This window comes from Bradyrhizobium sp. AUGA SZCCT0176 (assembly GCF_018130145.1).
In the GTDB taxonomy this organism is placed as follows: Bacteria; Pseudomonadota; Alphaproteobacteria; order Rhizobiales; family Xanthobacteraceae; genus Bradyrhizobium.
This window is the reverse complement of sequence record NZ_JAFCMB010000015.1, coordinates 108,755-124,859: the sequence shown is the minus strand read 5'-3', so window position 1 is coordinate 124,859 and position 16,105 is coordinate 108,755. Positions and strand designations below refer to the sequence as shown.

The 16,105-nt window shown below is 63.8% G+C and carries 14 protein-coding genes and 2 tRNA genes; 15 read left to right on the top strand and 1 reads right to left on the bottom strand.

Annotated elements, in window-relative coordinates:
- Positions 1 to 378: 378 nt before the first annotated feature.
- Positions 379 to 1,980, top strand: coding sequence for a Calx-beta domain-containing protein (locus tag JQ600_RS27590; protein WP_212490172.1), 1,602 nt, complete (start codon positions 379 to 381; stop codon positions 1,978 to 1,980).
- A gap of 205 nt (positions 1,981 to 2,185) precedes the next feature.
- Here JQ600_RS27590 and JQ600_RS27585 read toward each other — a convergent pair.
- Positions 2,186 to 2,260 (bottom strand) — tRNA-Thr (locus tag JQ600_RS27585).
- 320 nt (positions 2,261 to 2,580) lie between these two features.
- On the opposite strand from JQ600_RS27585, the gene JQ600_RS27580 reads away from it, so the two are divergent.
- The 14 genes from JQ600_RS27580 to JQ600_RS37015 all read left to right on the top strand — a co-directional run bounded on the left by JQ600_RS27580 (position 2,581) and on the right by JQ600_RS37015 (position 16,023).
- A complete protein-coding gene (locus tag JQ600_RS27580; RefSeq protein WP_212265236.1) occupies positions 2,581 to 2,784 on the top strand; it encodes a hypothetical protein in 204 nt (67 codons plus the stop codon).
- Between the two features lie 77 nt (positions 2,785 to 2,861).
- Positions 2,862 to 4,583: an FAD-dependent oxidoreductase gene (locus JQ600_RS27575; protein WP_212386417.1), complete on the top strand. Its 1,722-nt coding sequence runs from the start codon at positions 2,862 to 2,864 to the stop codon at positions 4,581 to 4,583.
- Between the two features lie 125 nt (positions 4,584 to 4,708).
- On the top strand, positions 4,709 to 5,221 hold the full coding sequence (locus JQ600_RS27570; RefSeq protein WP_212386418.1) for a hypothetical protein: 513 nt from the start codon (positions 4,709 to 4,711) through the stop codon (positions 5,219 to 5,221).
- A 111-nt stretch (positions 5,222 to 5,332) separates the two neighbouring features.
- Positions 5,333 to 6,157, top strand: a complete 825-nt coding sequence (locus tag JQ600_RS27565; protein ID WP_212386419.1) for an alpha/beta fold hydrolase — start codon at positions 5,333 to 5,335, stop codon at positions 6,155 to 6,157.
- Positions 6,154 to 6,813 carry an NAD-dependent epimerase/dehydratase family protein gene (locus tag JQ600_RS27560; RefSeq protein ID WP_212386420.1) on the top strand — a complete coding sequence of 220 codons (660 nt, stop codon included), beginning with the start codon at positions 6,154 to 6,156 and terminating at the stop codon, positions 6,811 to 6,813. The genes JQ600_RS27565 and JQ600_RS27560 overlap by 4 nt, the downstream gene beginning before the upstream one ends.
- Before the next feature lie 331 nt (positions 6,814 to 7,144).
- A complete protein-coding gene (gene murA, locus JQ600_RS27555; protein WP_212386421.1) occupies positions 7,145 to 8,434 on the top strand; it encodes a UDP-N-acetylglucosamine 1-carboxyvinyltransferase in 1,290 nt (429 codons plus the stop codon).
- 96 nt (positions 8,435 to 8,530) lie between these two features.
- On the top strand, positions 8,531 to 8,986 hold the full coding sequence (locus JQ600_RS27550; protein ID WP_212490171.1) for a DUF2948 family protein: 456 nt from the start codon (positions 8,531 to 8,533) through the stop codon (positions 8,984 to 8,986).
- A gap of 224 nt (positions 8,987 to 9,210) precedes the next feature.
- Positions 9,211 to 10,506 (top strand): histidinol dehydrogenase, encoded by a 1,296-nt coding sequence (gene hisD, locus JQ600_RS27545; protein WP_212265230.1) that lies wholly within the window; start codon positions 9,211 to 9,213, stop codon positions 10,504 to 10,506.
- Positions 10,503 to 11,006 (top strand): UPF0262 family protein, encoded by a 504-nt coding sequence (locus tag JQ600_RS27540; RefSeq protein ID WP_212265229.1) that lies wholly within the window; start codon positions 10,503 to 10,505, stop codon positions 11,004 to 11,006. The genes hisD and JQ600_RS27540 overlap by 4 nt, the downstream gene beginning before the upstream one ends.
- A 105-nt stretch (positions 11,007 to 11,111) precedes the next feature.
- Positions 11,112 to 11,579, top strand: coding sequence for a low molecular weight phosphatase family protein (locus tag JQ600_RS27535; protein WP_212386423.1), 468 nt, complete (start codon positions 11,112 to 11,114; stop codon positions 11,577 to 11,579).
- 285 nt (positions 11,580 to 11,864) lie between these two features.
- Complete coding sequence (locus JQ600_RS27530) at positions 11,865 to 12,488, top strand: Maf-like protein (protein ID WP_192735329.1); 624 nt, start codon at positions 11,865 to 11,867, stop codon at positions 12,486 to 12,488.
- Complete coding sequence (yacG, locus tag JQ600_RS27525; RefSeq protein WP_212386424.1) at positions 12,478 to 12,714, top strand: DNA gyrase inhibitor YacG; 237 nt, start codon at positions 12,478 to 12,480, stop codon at positions 12,712 to 12,714. Before JQ600_RS27530 ends, yacG begins: the two co-directional genes overlap by 11 nt.
- A 157-nt stretch (positions 12,715 to 12,871) precedes the next feature.
- Positions 12,872 to 12,947, top strand: a tRNA-Phe gene (locus JQ600_RS27520).
- A 424-nt stretch (positions 12,948 to 13,371) separates the two neighbouring features.
- Complete coding sequence (locus JQ600_RS37015) at positions 13,372 to 16,023, top strand: EAL domain-containing protein (RefSeq protein WP_212386425.1); 2,652 nt, start codon at positions 13,372 to 13,374, stop codon at positions 16,021 to 16,023.
- Positions 16,024 to 16,105: the final 82 nt, after the last annotated feature.

Genomic DNA, 16,105 nt, shown 5'->3' with positions numbered 1-16,105 from the left:
TGGTGGCCGCTGATCCCTTGGCAGCTTGGCCAAGATCGCTTTAACATCGGCCAGGATAGGCTTTCGGAAGTACCAGTTGTCGGAGCCGAGACGCTTAGTAGGACAGGCCATTCGTAGAACCCGTCGTGCGACACCTGTGTGTATCAGGGCGCGGCGAGCCATCTGTCCTTGAAGGCCAATGATGGAAGCGAGCAGCTTGCCACGCTGTTCCCGAAATCCCGCACATCCTCCTGAGACGCTCCCTTGACGCGCTTCTTCGGTTCGACCGAACATCGGCACGTAAGTATACATCCTTCGATAGATATGGTTAGCCGCCGCGACATTTTATGGTGAGCGGCCGAACTGCCTTACCCAAAATTTGAAGCATGGAGACGTGCGATGCCGCGTCCCTCCAGCCCAAATCCGACCTTTGCCGTTGCATCTTTGGACACCGTCAATCCCGAGGGCAATACCGGCACGACCGCGTTCACGTTCACTGTCACCCGCGCGGGACCGTCGGGAGGCGCGGCTTCAGTAAACTATACCGTCACGGGCGCTCAGCCCGATGATTTCGCCGGCGGCGTAAGGCCGAGCGGCACGATTGCGTTTGCGCGGAACGAGACCTCGAAGACGATCACCATCCTGGTCGCGAGTGACAGCCAGTTCGAGACGGACGAAGCCTTTACCGTCACGCTCTCCCGTCCCACCGGGGCTCGGATCGGCACCACCAGCGCGACCGGCACGATCCAGAACGATGACCCTGCCTCGTCCGCAGTCGAGCGCATCTCGGTCGCAAGCGACGGCACGCAGGGCAACGGCTCCAGCCTCGACTCCTCAATCTCAGCCGACGGGCGGTACGTGACGTATCACAGCGATGCCCCGGACCTGGTCGATGGCGACACCAACGGGATAAATGACGTCTTCGTCTTCGATCGTGAGACAGGCACCACCGAGCGGGTCTCCGTCAGTTCCACCGGCGAGCAGGGTAACAACGCCAGCTTCAGCCCCAATATCTCGGCCGACGGGCGCTACGTGACCTATTTCAGCCTCGCCTCGAACCTGGTCGATGGCGACACCAACGGGAATTATGACGTCTTCGTCTTCGATCGTGAGACAGGCACCACCGAGCGGATCTCCGTCAGCTCCACCGGCGAGCAGGGCAACGGCACCAGCTTCAGCCCCGATATCTCGGCCGACGGGCGCTACGTGACCTATTACAGCGATGCCTCCAACCTGGTCGATGGCGACACCAACGGGACGAATGACATTTTCGTCTTCGAGCGTGAGACCGCGACCACCGAGCGGGTCTCCGTCAGCTCCACCGGCGAGCAGGGTGACGGCGGTAGCTTCAGCTCCGATATCTCGGCCGACGGGCGCTACGTGACGTATTCCAGCACTGCTGCCAACCTCGTTGATGGCGACACCAACGGGCAGGCTGACGTCTTTATTTTCGACCGTCAGACGGGCACCACCGAGCGGGTCTCCGTCAGCTCCACCGGCGAGCAGGGTAACAGCGCCAGCTTCGAACCGTCGATCTCGGCCGACGGGGGCTACGTGACCTATCAAAGCCTTGCCTCCAACCTGGTCGATGGCGACACCAATGAGACGTTTGACGTCTTCGTCTTCGACGGTCAGACGGAGACCACCGAGCGCGTCTCCGTCAGCTCCGCCGGCGAGCAGGGAAACGACGCTAGTATCGCTCCCTCGATTTCGGCCGACGGGCGCTACGTGACCTATTTCAGCCCTGCCTCCAACCTGGTCGATGGCGACACCAATGAGACGTATGACGACTTCGTCTTCGACCGTCAGACGGACACGACCGAGCGGGTCTCCGTCAGCGCCGCCGGCGAGCAGGGAAACAGCGATAGCTCCAATGCCTCGATCTCGGCTGACGGCACGTTTGTGACCTATTCCAGCTCTGCCTCCAACCTGGTCGATGGGGATACCAACGGGACATATGACGTCTTCGTGGTGCAGCTGCAGGATCTCCTGCTCGCATGAACCCGCGTCGGCTGTTCGGTGCGAGGCGAGGCGTGAAAGCTGGAGCGGGATCAAGCCGTCGCTTGCGAAGAACGGGTAGCGTGCTAAGCCTCTTGAGGCGTCTCGAACATGTCGCCCTGTGATTTGGCGGGGGAAGCGGCAGTGAGGTGATGCCCAGCACCTGCATTCTGGGACTTGCCAACTTCGCGATGTCTCCAGGAAAAGATGGTGCTGCCAGACAGGATTGAACTGTCGACCTCTCCATTACCAATGGAGTGCTCTACCACTGAGCTACGGCAGCATGCCCGGTATCCGAGGAATCGGCCCAAAAGGCCTCTACGGGCGGCCGGTTCTTGCCACAAGGGCCCCTCCGGTGCAAGCACGCGGCGGGGCTGGAAAGGGCCTAAAACGGCCAAAAACCAACGCGAGGTCGCGCTTCCTGCCACAACCGGGCCAACTCCGGGCCGATCCGGTTCCATTTCGCAGGCCCACGGCCTGAGAAGCCGGTTCGGGCGAATCATTGGACTGCGACCGGGAGGACGCGATTGCGCGACAGGCGGACGAAACCCAATATGTTCGGACGGTAGAGAGCGCCGCCACGGCACACGCAACAGGTCCAGGATGCAGGACGATCAGGACAAACGCGCGGGAACGGCCAAGCCTGACGTGAAGGATTCGCGACAGCAGCGCTTGAAGCTGGCGCTGCGCGAAAATCTCAAGCGGCGGAAGTCGCAGGCGCGCGGGCGCAGCGATGAAGGTGCCGCACCTTCCGAAAACACCGATGTCTCCCTAGATGACGCAGGCGGAGTAAAGCCGGGCCAGTAGCGGCCAGGGAAATTCCCGACCGCTCGCCGGGTGGCCAGCCTCTCCGCAAAACGCTGGGTTCTTTATTGGGTGGCGAGATGAGTGCAGACACCACGACAGCCGGTCCGGCGGCCGGCCAAAATTCCTTCGCGTTTCCGCGCCACGAGCAGACCTTCCCGACGCTGACGTCGCAAGAGATCGAGCGCATGCGCCGGTTCGGCGAGTTGCGCAGCTATGGGCACGGCGAGGCGCTGTTCGAGACCGGCAAGCCCGGGCCCGGCATGTTCGTGGTGCTGTCGGGCCATGTCGCGATCACGCTGCGCGACGGCCTCGGCCATGTCACGCCCGTCATCGATCAGTGCGTTGGACAATTCGTGGCCGAGATCGGCCAGCTCTCCGGCCGCGTCGCGCTGGTCGACGGCCATGCCGAGGGCGATGTCGAGACGCTGCTGATTCCGCCGGACCGGTTGCGGGCGCTGCTGATGGCCGAGGCCGATCTTGGCGAGCGCATCATGCGCGCGCTGGTGCTGCGCCGGGTCAGCCTGATCCAGGGCGGCGTCGGCGGCCCGGTGCTGATCGGGCCGGCCTCGCTCGGCGACATGGCGCGCTTACAGAATTTTTTGACGCGCAACGGCCAGCCGCATCATCTGCTCGACCCCGAGAACGACAAGGACGCCGCCGATCTCGTGGAACGTTATTCGGCCGCGCGCAGCGATCTGCCGCTGGTGGTGTGTCCTGACGGCACCGTGCTGCGCAATCCCTCGGAAACCTCGCTGGCGCTCGCGATGGGCATGATCACCAACCATGCGCATGACAAGCTCTACGATGTCGCCGTGGTCGGCAGCGGTCCGGCCGGGCTTGCCACCGCGGTCTATGCGGCGTCGGAAGGGCTGTCGGTCGCGGTGTTCGATTCGCGCGCCTTTGGCGGACAGGCCGGCGCCAGTGCGCGGATTGAGAACTATTTGGGATTCCCGACCGGCATTTCCGGCCAGGCGTTGGCCGGGCGCGCCTACAACCAGGCGCAAAAGTTTGGCGCCGAGATGCTGATCCCGGTCTCCATCCGCTCGCTGGATTGCACGAAGCCCGATGGCCTGTTCGCGCTGGCGACCGAATGCGGACAGTCGCTGAAAGCCAAATCGGTCGTGGTCGCGAGCGGCGCGCGCTACCGCCGGCCCGAGGTCGAAAATCTCGACGCCTTTGAGGGCCGTGGCGTCTGGTACTGGGCCTCGCCGATCGAGGCCAAGCTGTGCGTCGATCAGGACGTCGTGCTGGTCGGCGGCGGCAACTCCGCCGGACAGGCCGCGGTGTTTTTGTCCAGCCATGCGCGAAAAGTTTACATGATCATCCGCGGCGGCGGCCTCGGCGCCAGCATGTCGCACTATCTCATCGAGCGCATCGAAGCGACTGACAATATCGAACTGATCTTCAACGCCGAGGTGGTCGGCCTCGAGGGCGAGGACGCCTCGCTGCGGCGCGTGCGCTGGCGCAGCCGTCTGGCGCCGGACGAGGTGCAGAGCCTCGACATCCGCAATCTCTTTCTGTTCGTCGGCGCCGACCCCGCGACCGGCTGGCTCGAAGGCTGCGGCGTCAAGGTCGATCGCGCCGGCTTTGTTCTCACCGGCGTCCAAGGCGGCGTTCAAAGCGGCCAAAATGGCGAGCGTCCGGTGCCGTTTTTGGAAACCACCGTGCCCGGCGTGTTCGCGGTCGGCGATGTGCGCTCCGGCTCGGTCAAACGCGTCGGCGGCGCGATCGGCGAGGGCGCGCAGGTGGTGGCGGCATTGCACGGCTTTCTCGCCGACGGTTCGAAGCCGGCGCTCTGATCCGCGTGCGACTTTCGTCGATGCCTCGCGTGTTGCCGCGCATGACGGTTGTGCAATGGGCGCGTGTGGCAATTTCCTGCGCTGCATCGTAACGTTCGGCGGGTTTCCAACGAAGGGGGCGCTTCATGATACTCGGTATGAGTACGGCGACATTTGTTCTCGTGCATGTCGTCATCAGTTTGATCGCAATCGTCTCAGGCCTCATCGTGATGTTCGGAATGCTCGGCTCGAAGCGGCAGCCGGGGCTGACCGCGATCTTCCTGCTGACCACGATCCTGACCAGCGCCACCGGTTTTGTGATTCCGCCGCTGCTGTTTGAAAAAATGTTGCCGTCGCACCTGTTCGGCCTGCTCTCGCTGGTGCTGCTGGCGATCGCCTGCTTCGCGCTCTACATCATGAATCTGCGCGGTGCCTGGCGCTGGATCTACGCGCTGACCGCGCTGGTGGCGCTCTATCTCAACGTGTTCGTGCTGGTGGTGCAGTCGTTCCTGAAAGTGCCCGCGCTGCACGCGCTGGCGCCGAGCGTGCCGCCGGCCGAGCCGCCCTTTGCGGTCGCGCAGGGCATCGTGCTGGTGTTCTTCGTGATCGTGATCATCGGCGTGATCCGGCGCTACCGGCCGGCCTCGACATACGCCTGACATTCCCGTCATTCCGGGGCGATGCGTAGCATCGAACCCGGAATCTCGAGATTCCGGGTCTGGTCCTTCGGACCATCCCGGAATGACGAACCAATCCAGAGGAGCTCCCCCATGCCCATGATCACAACAAAAGACGACGTCGAGATCTTTTACAAGGACTGGGGCTCCGGTCAGCCCATCGTGTTCAGCCACGGCTGGCCACTGTCATCGGACGACTGGGACGCGCAGATGCTGTTCTTCCTCCACAACGGCTTTCGCGTCATCGCCCATGACCGCCGCGGCCACGGCCGCTCTGCCCAGGTCGGCGACGGCCACGACATGGACCATTATGCCGATGACCTCGCGGCGGTGACGGCACATCTCGATCTGAAGAACGCCGTTCACGTCGGCCATTCCACCGGCGGCGGCGAGGTGGTGCATTACATTGCCCGCCACGGCGAGAGTCGGGTCGCAAAGGCCGCGATCCTCAGCGCGGTGCCGCCGCTGATGGTGAAGACGGCGGCCAATCCGGGCGGCCTGCCGAAGGATGTCTTCGACGGATTCCAGGCCGCGCTCGCCGCCGGCCGTTCGCAATTCTATCGCGACGTCGCGGCCGGTCCCTTCTATGGCTACAACCGGCCCGGCGCCAAACCATCGGAGGCCGTGATCGAGAATTGGTGGCGCCAGGGCATGATGGGCGGCGCCAAGGCGCATTACGATGGCATCGTCGCCTTCTCGCAGACCGATTTCACCGAGGACCTGAAGAAGATCAATGTGCCCGTGCTGGTGATGCATGGCGACGACGACCAGATCGTGCCCTATGCCGACTCCGCGCCGTTGTCGGCAAAGCTGCTGAAGAACGGGATACTGAAAACCTACAAGGGCTTTCCGCACGGCATGCCGACCACGGAAGCGGCGACGATCAACGCGGACCTGCTCGCCTTCATCAAGTCATGAAAGTTATCCTGTTCGGCGCCACCGGCATGGTCGGGCAGGGCGTGCTCCGCGAATGCCTGCTCGACGCCGGTGTCGAGCGCGTGCTGGTGGTCGGGCGCAGCCCGACCTGGCGGCAGCACGCCAAGCTTCGTGAAGTCCTGCATAAGGACTTCACGGACTTCTCCGCAATCGAGTCTGATCTTGCCGGATACGACGCCTGTTTCTTCTGCCTCGGCGTTTCCTCTGTCGGCATGGACGCCGAGCGCTACCGGCATCTGACCTATGACGTCACGATGGCCGCGGCGAACACGCTGGTTCGGCTCAACCCCGGCATGGTGTTCACCTACGTCACCGGCCGCGGCACCGATTCAACCGAACAGGGCCCGGTGCGCTGGGCGCGCGTTAAAGGCAAGACCGCGAACGATCTGCTCAAGCTGCCGTTCAAGGCCGCCTACATGTTCCGGCCCGCCGGCATCCAGCCGCTGCACGGCGTGCGCTCGAAGACCGGCTGGGTGAACGCGATCTATGTCGTCGCCGCACCGCTGCTGTCCTATCTCGCCCGCACCTCGCCGAAGTTCGTGACAACAAGCGAACAGCTCGGCCGCGCCATGATCAAGGTCGCGCGCGATGGCTATCCGAAGCCGGTACTGGAGAGCGAGGATATCAACGCGGTGTAGCTGTCGTCCCTGCGACCCGTCTCCGCCAAGGCTTCGCCGAGGCGGGATAGGAGGCTCGCCGAAGCTTTAGCGAAGGTGGCACGCAGGGACCCATACGCCGCGGCGCCAATGTTTTTTGCACGCTGATCGACGGCTTCGCTTCAACAATAGATGACCGGGGTTATGGGTCCCTGCGTTCGCAGGGACGACGAATCGTGTTATCCTGGAATGACGGCGGATCGTCGAGCCCACCCCACCCCACCCCACCCCATCAAATAGCCGCAAACTTCAAGGCTTTTGCCATTGGGGTTTCGCGGCCCCCATACGTTCTGCATAACAAAAGGGGGGTGGCATGGACCGCATTCGGATTGTCGGCGGAAGCCCGCTCAACGGCACCATCGCGATTTCGGGCGCGAAGAATGCTGCGCTGCCGCTGATGATCGCGGGGCTGCTCACCGAGGAAACCCTTGTTCTCGACAATGTGCCGCGACTTGCCGATGTCGCGCAGCTGCAGCGTATCCTCGGCAATCACGGCGTCGACATCATGTCCGCGGGCAAGCGGCCCGGCGACCGCGAGTACCAGGGACAGACCCTGCATATTTCGGCGGCTGATATCATCGACACGACCGCGCCCTATGAGCTGGTGTCGCGGATGCGCGCCAGTTTTTGGGTGATCGCGCCGCTCTTGGCGCGGATGCACGAGGCGAAGGTCTCGTTGCCGGGCGGCTGCGCGATCGGCACGCGGCCGGTTGATCTGCTGATCATGGCGCTGGAGAAACTCGGCGCCGAGATCACCATCGACGCCGGCTACGTGGTCGCCAAAGCGCCCGGCGGCCTGCGCGGCGCGTCGATCGATTTCCCCAAGGTGACGGTCAGCGGAACCCATGTCGCGCTGATGGCGGCGACGCTGGCCAGGGGCACGACCATCATCGACAACGCCGCCTGCGAGCCCGAGATATCAGACGTCGCCGATTGCCTGAACAAGATGGGCGCGCGGATCACCGGCGCCGGCACGCCGCGCATCGTGGTCGAGGGCGTCGAAAAACTGCACGGCGCGCGGCATACCGTGCTGCCCGACCGCATCGAGGCCGGCACTTATGCGATGGCGGTGGCGATGACCGGCGGCGAGGTGCAGCTGGCGGGCGCACGGCCGGAGCTGCTGCAATCGGCGCTCGACGTGCTGACCGAAGCGGGCGCCGTCATCACCGTCAACAAGGACGGCATAAAGGTTTCCCGCAACGGTGCGGGGATCAAGCCGGTCAACGTGTCGACCGCGCCGTTCCCGGGCTTCCCGACCGATCTGCAGGCGCAGCTGATGGCGCTGATGGCCTGCGCCGGCGGCTCCTCGCAGATCACCGAAACCATTTTCGAGAACCGCTTCATGCATGTGCAGGAGCTGGCGCGGTTCGGCGCGAAAATTTCGCTCGACGGCGAAACCGCCACCATCGACGGCACCGCGAGCTTGCGCGGCGCGCCGGTCATGGCGACCGACCTGCGCGCGTCGGTGTCGCTGGTCATCGCCGGCCTTGCCGCCGAAGGCGAGACCATGGTCAACCGGATCTATCATCTCGACCGCGGTTTTGAGCGGCTGGAGGAAAAACTGTCGGCCTGCGGCGCCTCGATCCAGCGTATCAGCGACTGACGTGTATCCCGCAAAAAGCATGTCCCCGGACTTGGTCCGGGGATGGGAACCGGTTTTGCGGCTAGGCTACGCCCAAATTAAAGGTAAAGTTGGCGCATGGGTTCGCCTGAACAGCTCAAACTGATCGCGCTCGATTCCGATGATCTCTCGGTGATCTCGGCGCATGTCCAGGATGCCCGGGTGCAGGTCTCCGACATCGTCTGGCGGCAGGACGAAAAACGCCTCGTGGTCGGCATGTTCAGGCTCGACTGGGAGCAGACGCTGTCCGGCGGCACCACCCCGCGGCGGACGATCGCAGCATTGCGCTTCGACCGGGTGCTGGCCTGCAAGTCGCGCAACATCGATCTGGATGCGCCGGCCGCCGTTCTGGAACTGGTCGGGATCGAATTCCACCCCGGCGAAGCCCCCGGCGGCAGCGCCTTGCTGCTGTTCAGCCATGGCGAAGCGCTGCGGCTGGACGTCGAATGCCTGGAATGCGAGCTGACCGACCTCGGCGCCGACGATCTCGGCACCAGCGATATCGGCATCGCGCCGTCTGGGCAGGAGGCCTGAAAAGCCCGCTGCGTAGGGTGGGTAAAGGCGCTCTTCGCCGTGCCGCCAAAATAGGGGCAGATTTTCAGCCTTTCCCCGAGTTAGGTGGGCACGCTTCGCTTTGCCCACCCTACGGGACCGGCCTGACCCTTTGAACCATCCTGCCATGGCGGACTCAAAGGGTTGACGGCCATGGGCCGCCGCGCCATTGAGCATAGGCCCGCAAGCCTCCACAGAAAGCCACCATGCCCATTCGCCTGGACAGAAGCAGCGCCGATTTCGACCAGCGCTTTGGCGCCTTTCTCGGCGCCAAGCGCGAAGCATCCGCCGATGTCGAGCGGGCGACCCGCGCCATCGTCGATGACGTGGCCGCGCGCGGCGACGCCGCCCTGCTCGAGGCGACCCGTAAATTCGACCGGCTGGATATCGCAGCCAGCGGCCTGCGCGTCACCGGTGATGAGATCGGGGCTGCGACCAAAGCCTGCGACAGCGCCACGTTGGATGCGCTGAAATTCGCGCGCGACCGGATCGAGATGTTCCATCGCCGCCAACTGCCCAAGGACGAGCGCTTTACCGATGCGCTCGGCGTCGAGCTCGGCTGGCGCTGGAGCGCGATCGACGCGGTCGGCCTTTACGTGCCCGGTGGCACGGCGGCGTATCCGTCCTCGGTGCTGATGAATGCGGTGCCGGCCGCGGTTGCCGGCGTGCCGCGCGTGGTGATGGTGGTGCCGTCGCCGGACGGCAAGCTCAACCCGCTGGTGCTGGCGGCAGCTGAACTCGGCGGCGTCTCGGAAATCTACCGCGTCGGCGGTGCGCAGGCGGTGGCCGCGCTCGCCTACGGCACCGCCACGATCGCGCCGGTTGCGAAAATCGTCGGCCCCGGCAACGCCTATGTCGCCGCCGCCAAGCGGCAGGTGTTCGGCAAAGTCGGTATCGACATGATCGCCGGCCCCTCCGAAGTGCTCGTCATCGCCGACGACACCGGCAATGCCGGCTGGATCGCGGCTGATCTTTTGGCGCAGGCCGAGCACGATGCCAGCGCGCAGTCGATCCTGATCACCGACAGCGAGCGTCTCGCCGCCGAGGTCGAACAGGCGGTCGAAGCGCAACTCGTCACCCTGCCGCGCGCGGAAATCGCCCGCGCCTCGTGGAAGGATTTCGGCGCCATCATCATGGTGAAAAAGCTCGACGACGCCGTGGAGCTGGCGAACGCCATCGCCGCCGAGCATTTGGAAATCATGACCGCGGACGCCGAAGCCTTGTCGGCAAAAGTCCGCAACGCCGGCGCGATCTTTCTGGGGGCCCATACGCCCGAGGCGATCGGCGACTATGTCGGCGGCTCCAACCACGTGCTGCCGACCGCGCGCTCGGCGCGGTTCTCGTCGGGCCTCGGCGTGCTAGACTTCATGAAGCGCACCTCGATTCTCAAATGCGGGCCGGACCAGTTGCGCGCGCTGGGACCCGCCGCGATGACCCTGGGCAAGGCCGAAGGTTTGGATGCCCATTCACGCTCGATCGGATTGCGTCTCAACCTGTCATGACCAAGCCGCCCGCAGAAGAGGATCCGCAGAACCGCATTGTCGCGGTGACGCTGGACGAGGAATCGATCGGGCGTTCCGGGCCTGACATCGAGCACGAGCGCGCGATCGCGATCTACGATCTGATCGAGCAGAATCTGTTCGCGCCTGACGGGGCGGAGAGCGGCCCGTTCACGCTGCACCTTGCCATCACCGGCAACCGGCTGATGTTCGACATCCGCCGCGAGGACGGCACGCCTGTGGTGGCGCATCTGTTGTCGCTGACGCCGTTCCGGCGGATCGTGAAGGACTATTTCATGATCTGCGACAGCTACTATCAGGCGATCCGCACCGCGACCACCGACAAGATCGAGGCCATCGACATGGGCCGCCGCGGCATCCATGACGAGGGCTCGCGCACGCTGCAGGAACGGCTGAAGGGCAAGGTACGGATCGATTTCGAAACCGCGCGGCGGCTGTTCACGCTGATCTGCGTGCTGCACTGGAAGGGGCAGGACGCATGACCCCGAAAAGTGCGAAGCGGTTTTCGGATCAGGTCATGCGTCAAATAGAGCGCGTGATCCGGTCTTCGGAGAAGGTCCCGCTCCAAACCAGAGAAGACTGACCGCATGGACGCGCCGCCCCGCGCGCGCAATCCGCAGGCCGTATTGTTCTCATGCGGCCTGAACAGCGTGCGTTCGCCGATGGCCGAAAGCCTGCTGCAGCAGATGTTCCCGCAGGCGCTCTATGTGAAATCCGCCGGCGTCAGGAAGGGCGAGCTCGATCCGTTCGCTGTCGCCGTGATGGCCGAACTCGGCCAGGATATTTCCGGCCACAAGCCGCAGACGTTCGAGGAACTCGAGGATTGGGAAGGGCTCAATTTCGATCTCATCATCACGCTGTCGCCCGAAGCGCATCACAAGGCGCTGGCCCTGACGCACACGCTGGCCGCCGACGTCGAATACTGGCCGACGCCGGATCCGACCGACACCGAAGGCAGCCGCGAGCAGAAGCTGCAAGCCTATCGCGACGTCTGCGACGGCCTCTCGCTGCGCATCCGCCGGAGGTTTTCGAAGGTGGGCGCGGCGAGCGGGTAGCTTCTTCCCTCTCCCGCGCTTTGCGGGGTCGAGACGAGCGAAGCTCGCTCTTAGGGTGCCGAGCAAAGCGAGGCGGGTGGGGGCTCTCTCCGCGAGTCCCGTCGCCGAGGGAGCCCCCACCCCAACCTTCCCCCGCAAGCGCGGGAGAGGGGGCGCACTGCGCGTGCGGCGATAGGATTTTTCCACGCAGCCACAACCACTTGCCACCCGGTTGTGAAAACCACGCCCTTCCGATAGGTTCCGCGCGCATTCGCCCCCTCGATTCCTCTGCCTCCCAAAATCAGCATGCTTGGCCGTCCCAAATTCGTTCTTGCCTCCGGTTCGCCGCGACGGCTCAGCCTGCTCAACCAGGCCGGCATCGAGCCCGACGCGTTGCGTCCCGCTGACGTCGACGAGACCCCGAAGCGGGGCGAGCTGCCGCGCGCCTGCGCCAATCGCCTGGCGCGCGCCAAGGCCGATGCCGCGCTGAAATCCGTGCAGCTCGACGACGAGCTGCGCGGTTCCTTCATCCTCGCCGCCGACACCGTGGTCGCGGTCGGCCGCCGCATCCTGCCGAAGGCGAACCTGGTCGACGAAGCCTCGCAGTGCCTGCGGCTGCTGTCGGGCCGCAACCATCGCGTCTACACGGCGATCTGCCTGGTGACGCCGAAGGAAGCCTTTCGCCAACGCCTGATCGAGACCCGCGTGCGCTTCAAGCGGCTGAACGAGGACGACATCCAAGCCTATATCGGTTCCGGCGAATGGCGCGGCAAAGCCGGCGGCTATGCGGTGCAGGGCATCGCCGGATCGTTCGTGGTCAAAATGGTCGGCTCCTACACCAACATCGTCGGCCTGCCGCTCTATGAAACGGTCACGCTGCTCGGCGGCGAAGGTTTTCCGATCCGATTCGGCTGGTTGAATGCCAGCTGACCCGCCCAAAGATGCGGGGAAGGATACGGGCCAGGCCGGATCGGGCGTGTCGAAGCCTTCATCGAAGCCTTCATCGAAGCCTTGCCCGGAATGCGGCAGGCCCGCCGAGAACCCCAAAACCCTGCCGTTCTGTTCCCCGCGCTGCCGCGACGTCGACCTGAACCGCTGGCTCTCCGGCCGCTACGTCATCCCCGGCAAGGAGAATGAGGCAGAAGACGAGGAGTAGGGCGGGGCATGCCGGATACGAAATACCAGTTAATTTCCAATAGTTTGTGGACGATACCGACGCCGAGCCGCGCCAAGCGAAGCCAACGGCGAAGCTGGGTGGACACAGCCGTCCGGCCTGACTATAAACCGGCGCTCCCTGCTCCGCGCCGGGACATGCCCAGGTAGCTCAGTTGGTAGAGCATGCGACTGAAAATCGCAGTGTCGGTGGTTCGATCCCGCCCCTGGGCACCATTAATCTCAGTCACGCCGCATCCCGAAGAAGCCGCCGAGTAAAGGCTTGTCCCGGCGTAGCCCGCTTGGGCGAAGCCGGATGGTTCGATCCCGCCCCTGGGCACCATTAACCTCAGTAACGCCGCATCCCGAAGAAGTCGCCGAGCAACGGCTCGCCGCGGCGTAGCCGTCAGGCGAAGCGCAGGATCGCAGCTATCTCCGTGATGTTACGGGGGGTTTTGACATAAACATTGAACCTGCGCGAACACGAAAACTTAAGGCTGCCGACGCTACGTTCAGGGATTGCAAGATCTCGGCGGTGTCCGGCCGCGGCGATGCGGATCCCCGGGCGGTTCAGGCGAAGATAGTCGATGTCATATTTGAAGGCGTTGCTATGCTCTGAGAGCGCAACCGTGGGTTTCCGGCTCGCGCGGGATTGCGTGCTGTGATTCACGCCCGCAGATTGGTTCGCAAAGCTGCAAAGGGAATCCTGCGAAATGCCCCGCTGCAAATCGCGCTGTTCTTTTTGCCGCTGGTGTGGATCGGCTACTTCGCGATCACCTCTTCGGAACGGGCGGAGGCGCTGCAACAGGCGCGGGCGCACGGAAACAGTGTCGCTCAACTGTTTGAGGAAAATACCGAGCGGATATTCGAGCGGGTAGATCAGTCACTGCTGGTCGTGCGTGCGCTTTACGCCCAGGATCCGGCCGCCTTCAGCCTGAAATTCTGGGCCGGTAAAGCGCAGATGGCGAGCGGCGACGTGGTGCAGTTCTCGCTGATCGGAGCAAACGGCTATTTGTCCGATACGACGACCGGCTACTCCGGCCCGCCGCTCTATCTCGGGGACCGGGAGCACTTCGCCAAGGTGATGGAGCTGACCGAAGATCGGCTCTACGTCGCAAAGCCGGTGTTCGGGCGGGCGTCGAACAAATGGACCATCCAGATCGCCAGAAAGCTGTTCGACCACGGCAAAGGTCCGGCGGGCGTCGTCGTAGGCTCGATCAGCGTGGATCTGGTCGGCAGGTTCTACGATACGGCAAAGCTCGGTATCGGAGGAACCCTTGTCCTCAGGAATGCCGACTACATCGTGCTCGCCGCGCGGGGAATAGACCAGGGCACGGTGCTCGGACAGCGCAATCCCGGCCACGTCGAAGGCGCGTTACGGGACAGCGCCTATAGCCAGTATTGGAACTGGAGCGGGAGCGAAGGCCGCGCGAACCGGAGCAACAGGTTGGTCACGGCGCGCAGATCGCGCGTTTTTCCGCTGATCTTTACCGCCGGCATTTCAGAGCAGGAGATCTATTCGCGCTCTCAAGCCAGGCAGCAAATCTATCTCGGTGGAGCGCTTCTGCTCACTTTCATCATTCTGATGGCGACCGCGCTGCACTGGCGAAGACAGAAGGCGCTCGACGGGGCGCAGCGCGAACTGCGCGACTCCCTGAGCAAATTCGAGGATGCGCTGCGAAATCTTCCGCAGGGGTTGAGCATGTTTGATGGCGAGGATCGCCTGATCGCGTTCAACCGACAATGGCTCGATGCCTATGAGCTTTCGCCTGACAACATCAGGGTCGGCATGAATTTCCGCGAGGTGTTTGCACACCAGGAGGCCGTGCGTGATCTCGACGCCTATCTGGTTGACCTCAAGGACCGGCTCGCCAAATCGGAGCACACTTCGAACACGGTGCAGTTTCCGGACGGGCGCGTCATCCATATTTCCTATGGACGGCGCGAGAGCGGTGGCTGGGTTGCGACGCATGAGGACATCACCGAACGCAAGGCTTCCGAGGACCGCATCGAGAGGCTGGCGCACTATGACAGCCTGACCGGCCTTGCGAATCGTAACCTGTTCAGGGGTTCCCTTGACGAAGCGCTGGACAAGTATCTTCTGCACCATACGCCGTTCGCCGTGCTCCTGCTGGATCTCGACAAGTTCAAGTCCGTCAACGACGCGCTCGGCCACCACTGCGGCGATGCGCTTCTCAGGCAGGTCGCCGGTCGAATCAAGGCGCAGGCCCGAACCGTCGATACGGCGGCCCGGATCGGCGGCGACGAGTTTGCGCTGATCGTGGCGCCGGGGCCGTCCGCGCTGCAGGACGACGCCGCAACGCTCGCCGCGCGCCTGGTCCAGGCCATTGCCGAACCCTATGAAATAGACGGCCACCCGGTCGTGATCGGATGCAGCATCGGTGGCGCCGTGGTGCCCGAGCATGGCACGCGCACCGATGAAATTCTTCGCAATGCCGATCTTGCGCTCTACAAGTCGAAGAATGCCGGTCGAAATTGTTTCCATCTCTACTCGCCGGAGCTCAAGGCCGAAGCCGACCAGCGCGACATCCTCGAAATCGAGCTTCGCGAGGCGATCTGGCGCGAAGAGATTGAGGTGTTCTATCAGCCGATATTCGAGCTCTCGACGGGCCGCGCGAAATCGGTCGAGGCCCTGGCGCGCTGGCGCCACAAGACCAGAGGCCTGATCCCTCCCGCTGAATTCATTCCGGTTGCGGAACGGGGGGGACTGATCGGCGAGCTCGGCGATCTGGTGCTCGCCAAGGCGTGTCGCCATGCCGTGATGCTGCCGCATGATATCAAGGTTGCCGTCAACCTCTCGGCTCTGCAATTTGCGGGCGGCACTCTCGTCGATTCCATAATGGCCGCGCTGGCGGACAGCGGACTTGCCGAGACACGGCTGGAGCTCGAGATCACCGAGAGCGTCTTTCTGGCCGACAGCCAGGAAAATCTCAAGACGCTCGAACGCCTGAAACGGCTTGGCGTTTCCATCGCGCTCGACGATTTCGGCGTCGGCTATTCGTCACTGTCCTATCTGACCGCTTTTCCGTTCAACAAGGTCAAGATCGACAAGTCCTTCATCGACAGGATCGGTCGCGCCGAGACCGTTGCCGTCCTCGGATCGATCGTTCAGCTTGCGAAGACGTTGAACCTTTCGATCGTCGCCGAAGGCGTCGAGACCTACGACCAGGTCGAAAAGATCCGCGCGCTCGGAATTGCCCTGGGCCAGGGATATCTCTTCAGCAAGCCCGTGCCGTTCGGCGAACTGTTGCTGCAGGTCCTTCCCGAGAGCGAGCGGCAGGCGGTGGCGTGACAGGTCGGTGGGGACCTTGCGCCCGCCCGGTTCAACAAAGTTGGCGCTTGGCGAGCGTAGCCCGGATGAGCGAAGCGACATC

What these genes read in the sequence shown, in the direction of transcription:
- JQ600_RS27590 (WP_212490172.1), top strand. Translation starts at nt 379, where the DNA reads ATGCCGCGTCCCTCCAGCCCAAATCCGACCTTTGCCGTTGCATCTTTG.
- JQ600_RS27580 (WP_212265236.1), top strand. Translation starts at nt 2,581, where the DNA reads ATGCAGGACGATCAGGACAAACGCGCGGGAACGGCCAAGCCTGACGTG.
- JQ600_RS27575 (WP_212386417.1), top strand. Translation starts at nt 2,862, where the DNA reads ATGAGTGCAGACACCACGACAGCCGGTCCGGCGGCCGGCCAAAATTCC.
- JQ600_RS27570 (WP_212386418.1), top strand. Translation starts at nt 4,709, where the DNA reads ATGATACTCGGTATGAGTACGGCGACATTTGTTCTCGTGCATGTCGTC.
- JQ600_RS27565 (WP_212386419.1), top strand. Translation starts at nt 5,333, where the DNA reads ATGCCCATGATCACAACAAAAGACGACGTCGAGATCTTTTACAAGGAC.
- JQ600_RS27560 (WP_212386420.1), top strand. Translation starts at nt 6,154, where the DNA reads ATGAAAGTTATCCTGTTCGGCGCCACCGGCATGGTCGGGCAGGGCGTG.
- murA (WP_212386421.1), top strand. Translation starts at nt 7,145, where the DNA reads ATGGACCGCATTCGGATTGTCGGCGGAAGCCCGCTCAACGGCACCATC.
- JQ600_RS27550 (WP_212490171.1), top strand. Translation starts at nt 8,531, where the DNA reads ATGGGTTCGCCTGAACAGCTCAAACTGATCGCGCTCGATTCCGATGAT.
- hisD (WP_212265230.1), top strand. Translation starts at nt 9,211, where the DNA reads ATGCCCATTCGCCTGGACAGAAGCAGCGCCGATTTCGACCAGCGCTTT.
- JQ600_RS27540 (WP_212265229.1), top strand. Translation starts at nt 10,503, where the DNA reads ATGACCAAGCCGCCCGCAGAAGAGGATCCGCAGAACCGCATTGTCGCG.
- JQ600_RS27535 (WP_212386423.1), top strand. Translation starts at nt 11,112, where the DNA reads ATGGACGCGCCGCCCCGCGCGCGCAATCCGCAGGCCGTATTGTTCTCA.
- JQ600_RS27530 (WP_192735329.1), top strand. Translation starts at nt 11,865, where the DNA reads ATGCTTGGCCGTCCCAAATTCGTTCTTGCCTCCGGTTCGCCGCGACGG.
- yacG (WP_212386424.1), top strand. Translation starts at nt 12,478, where the DNA reads ATGCCAGCTGACCCGCCCAAAGATGCGGGGAAGGATACGGGCCAGGCC.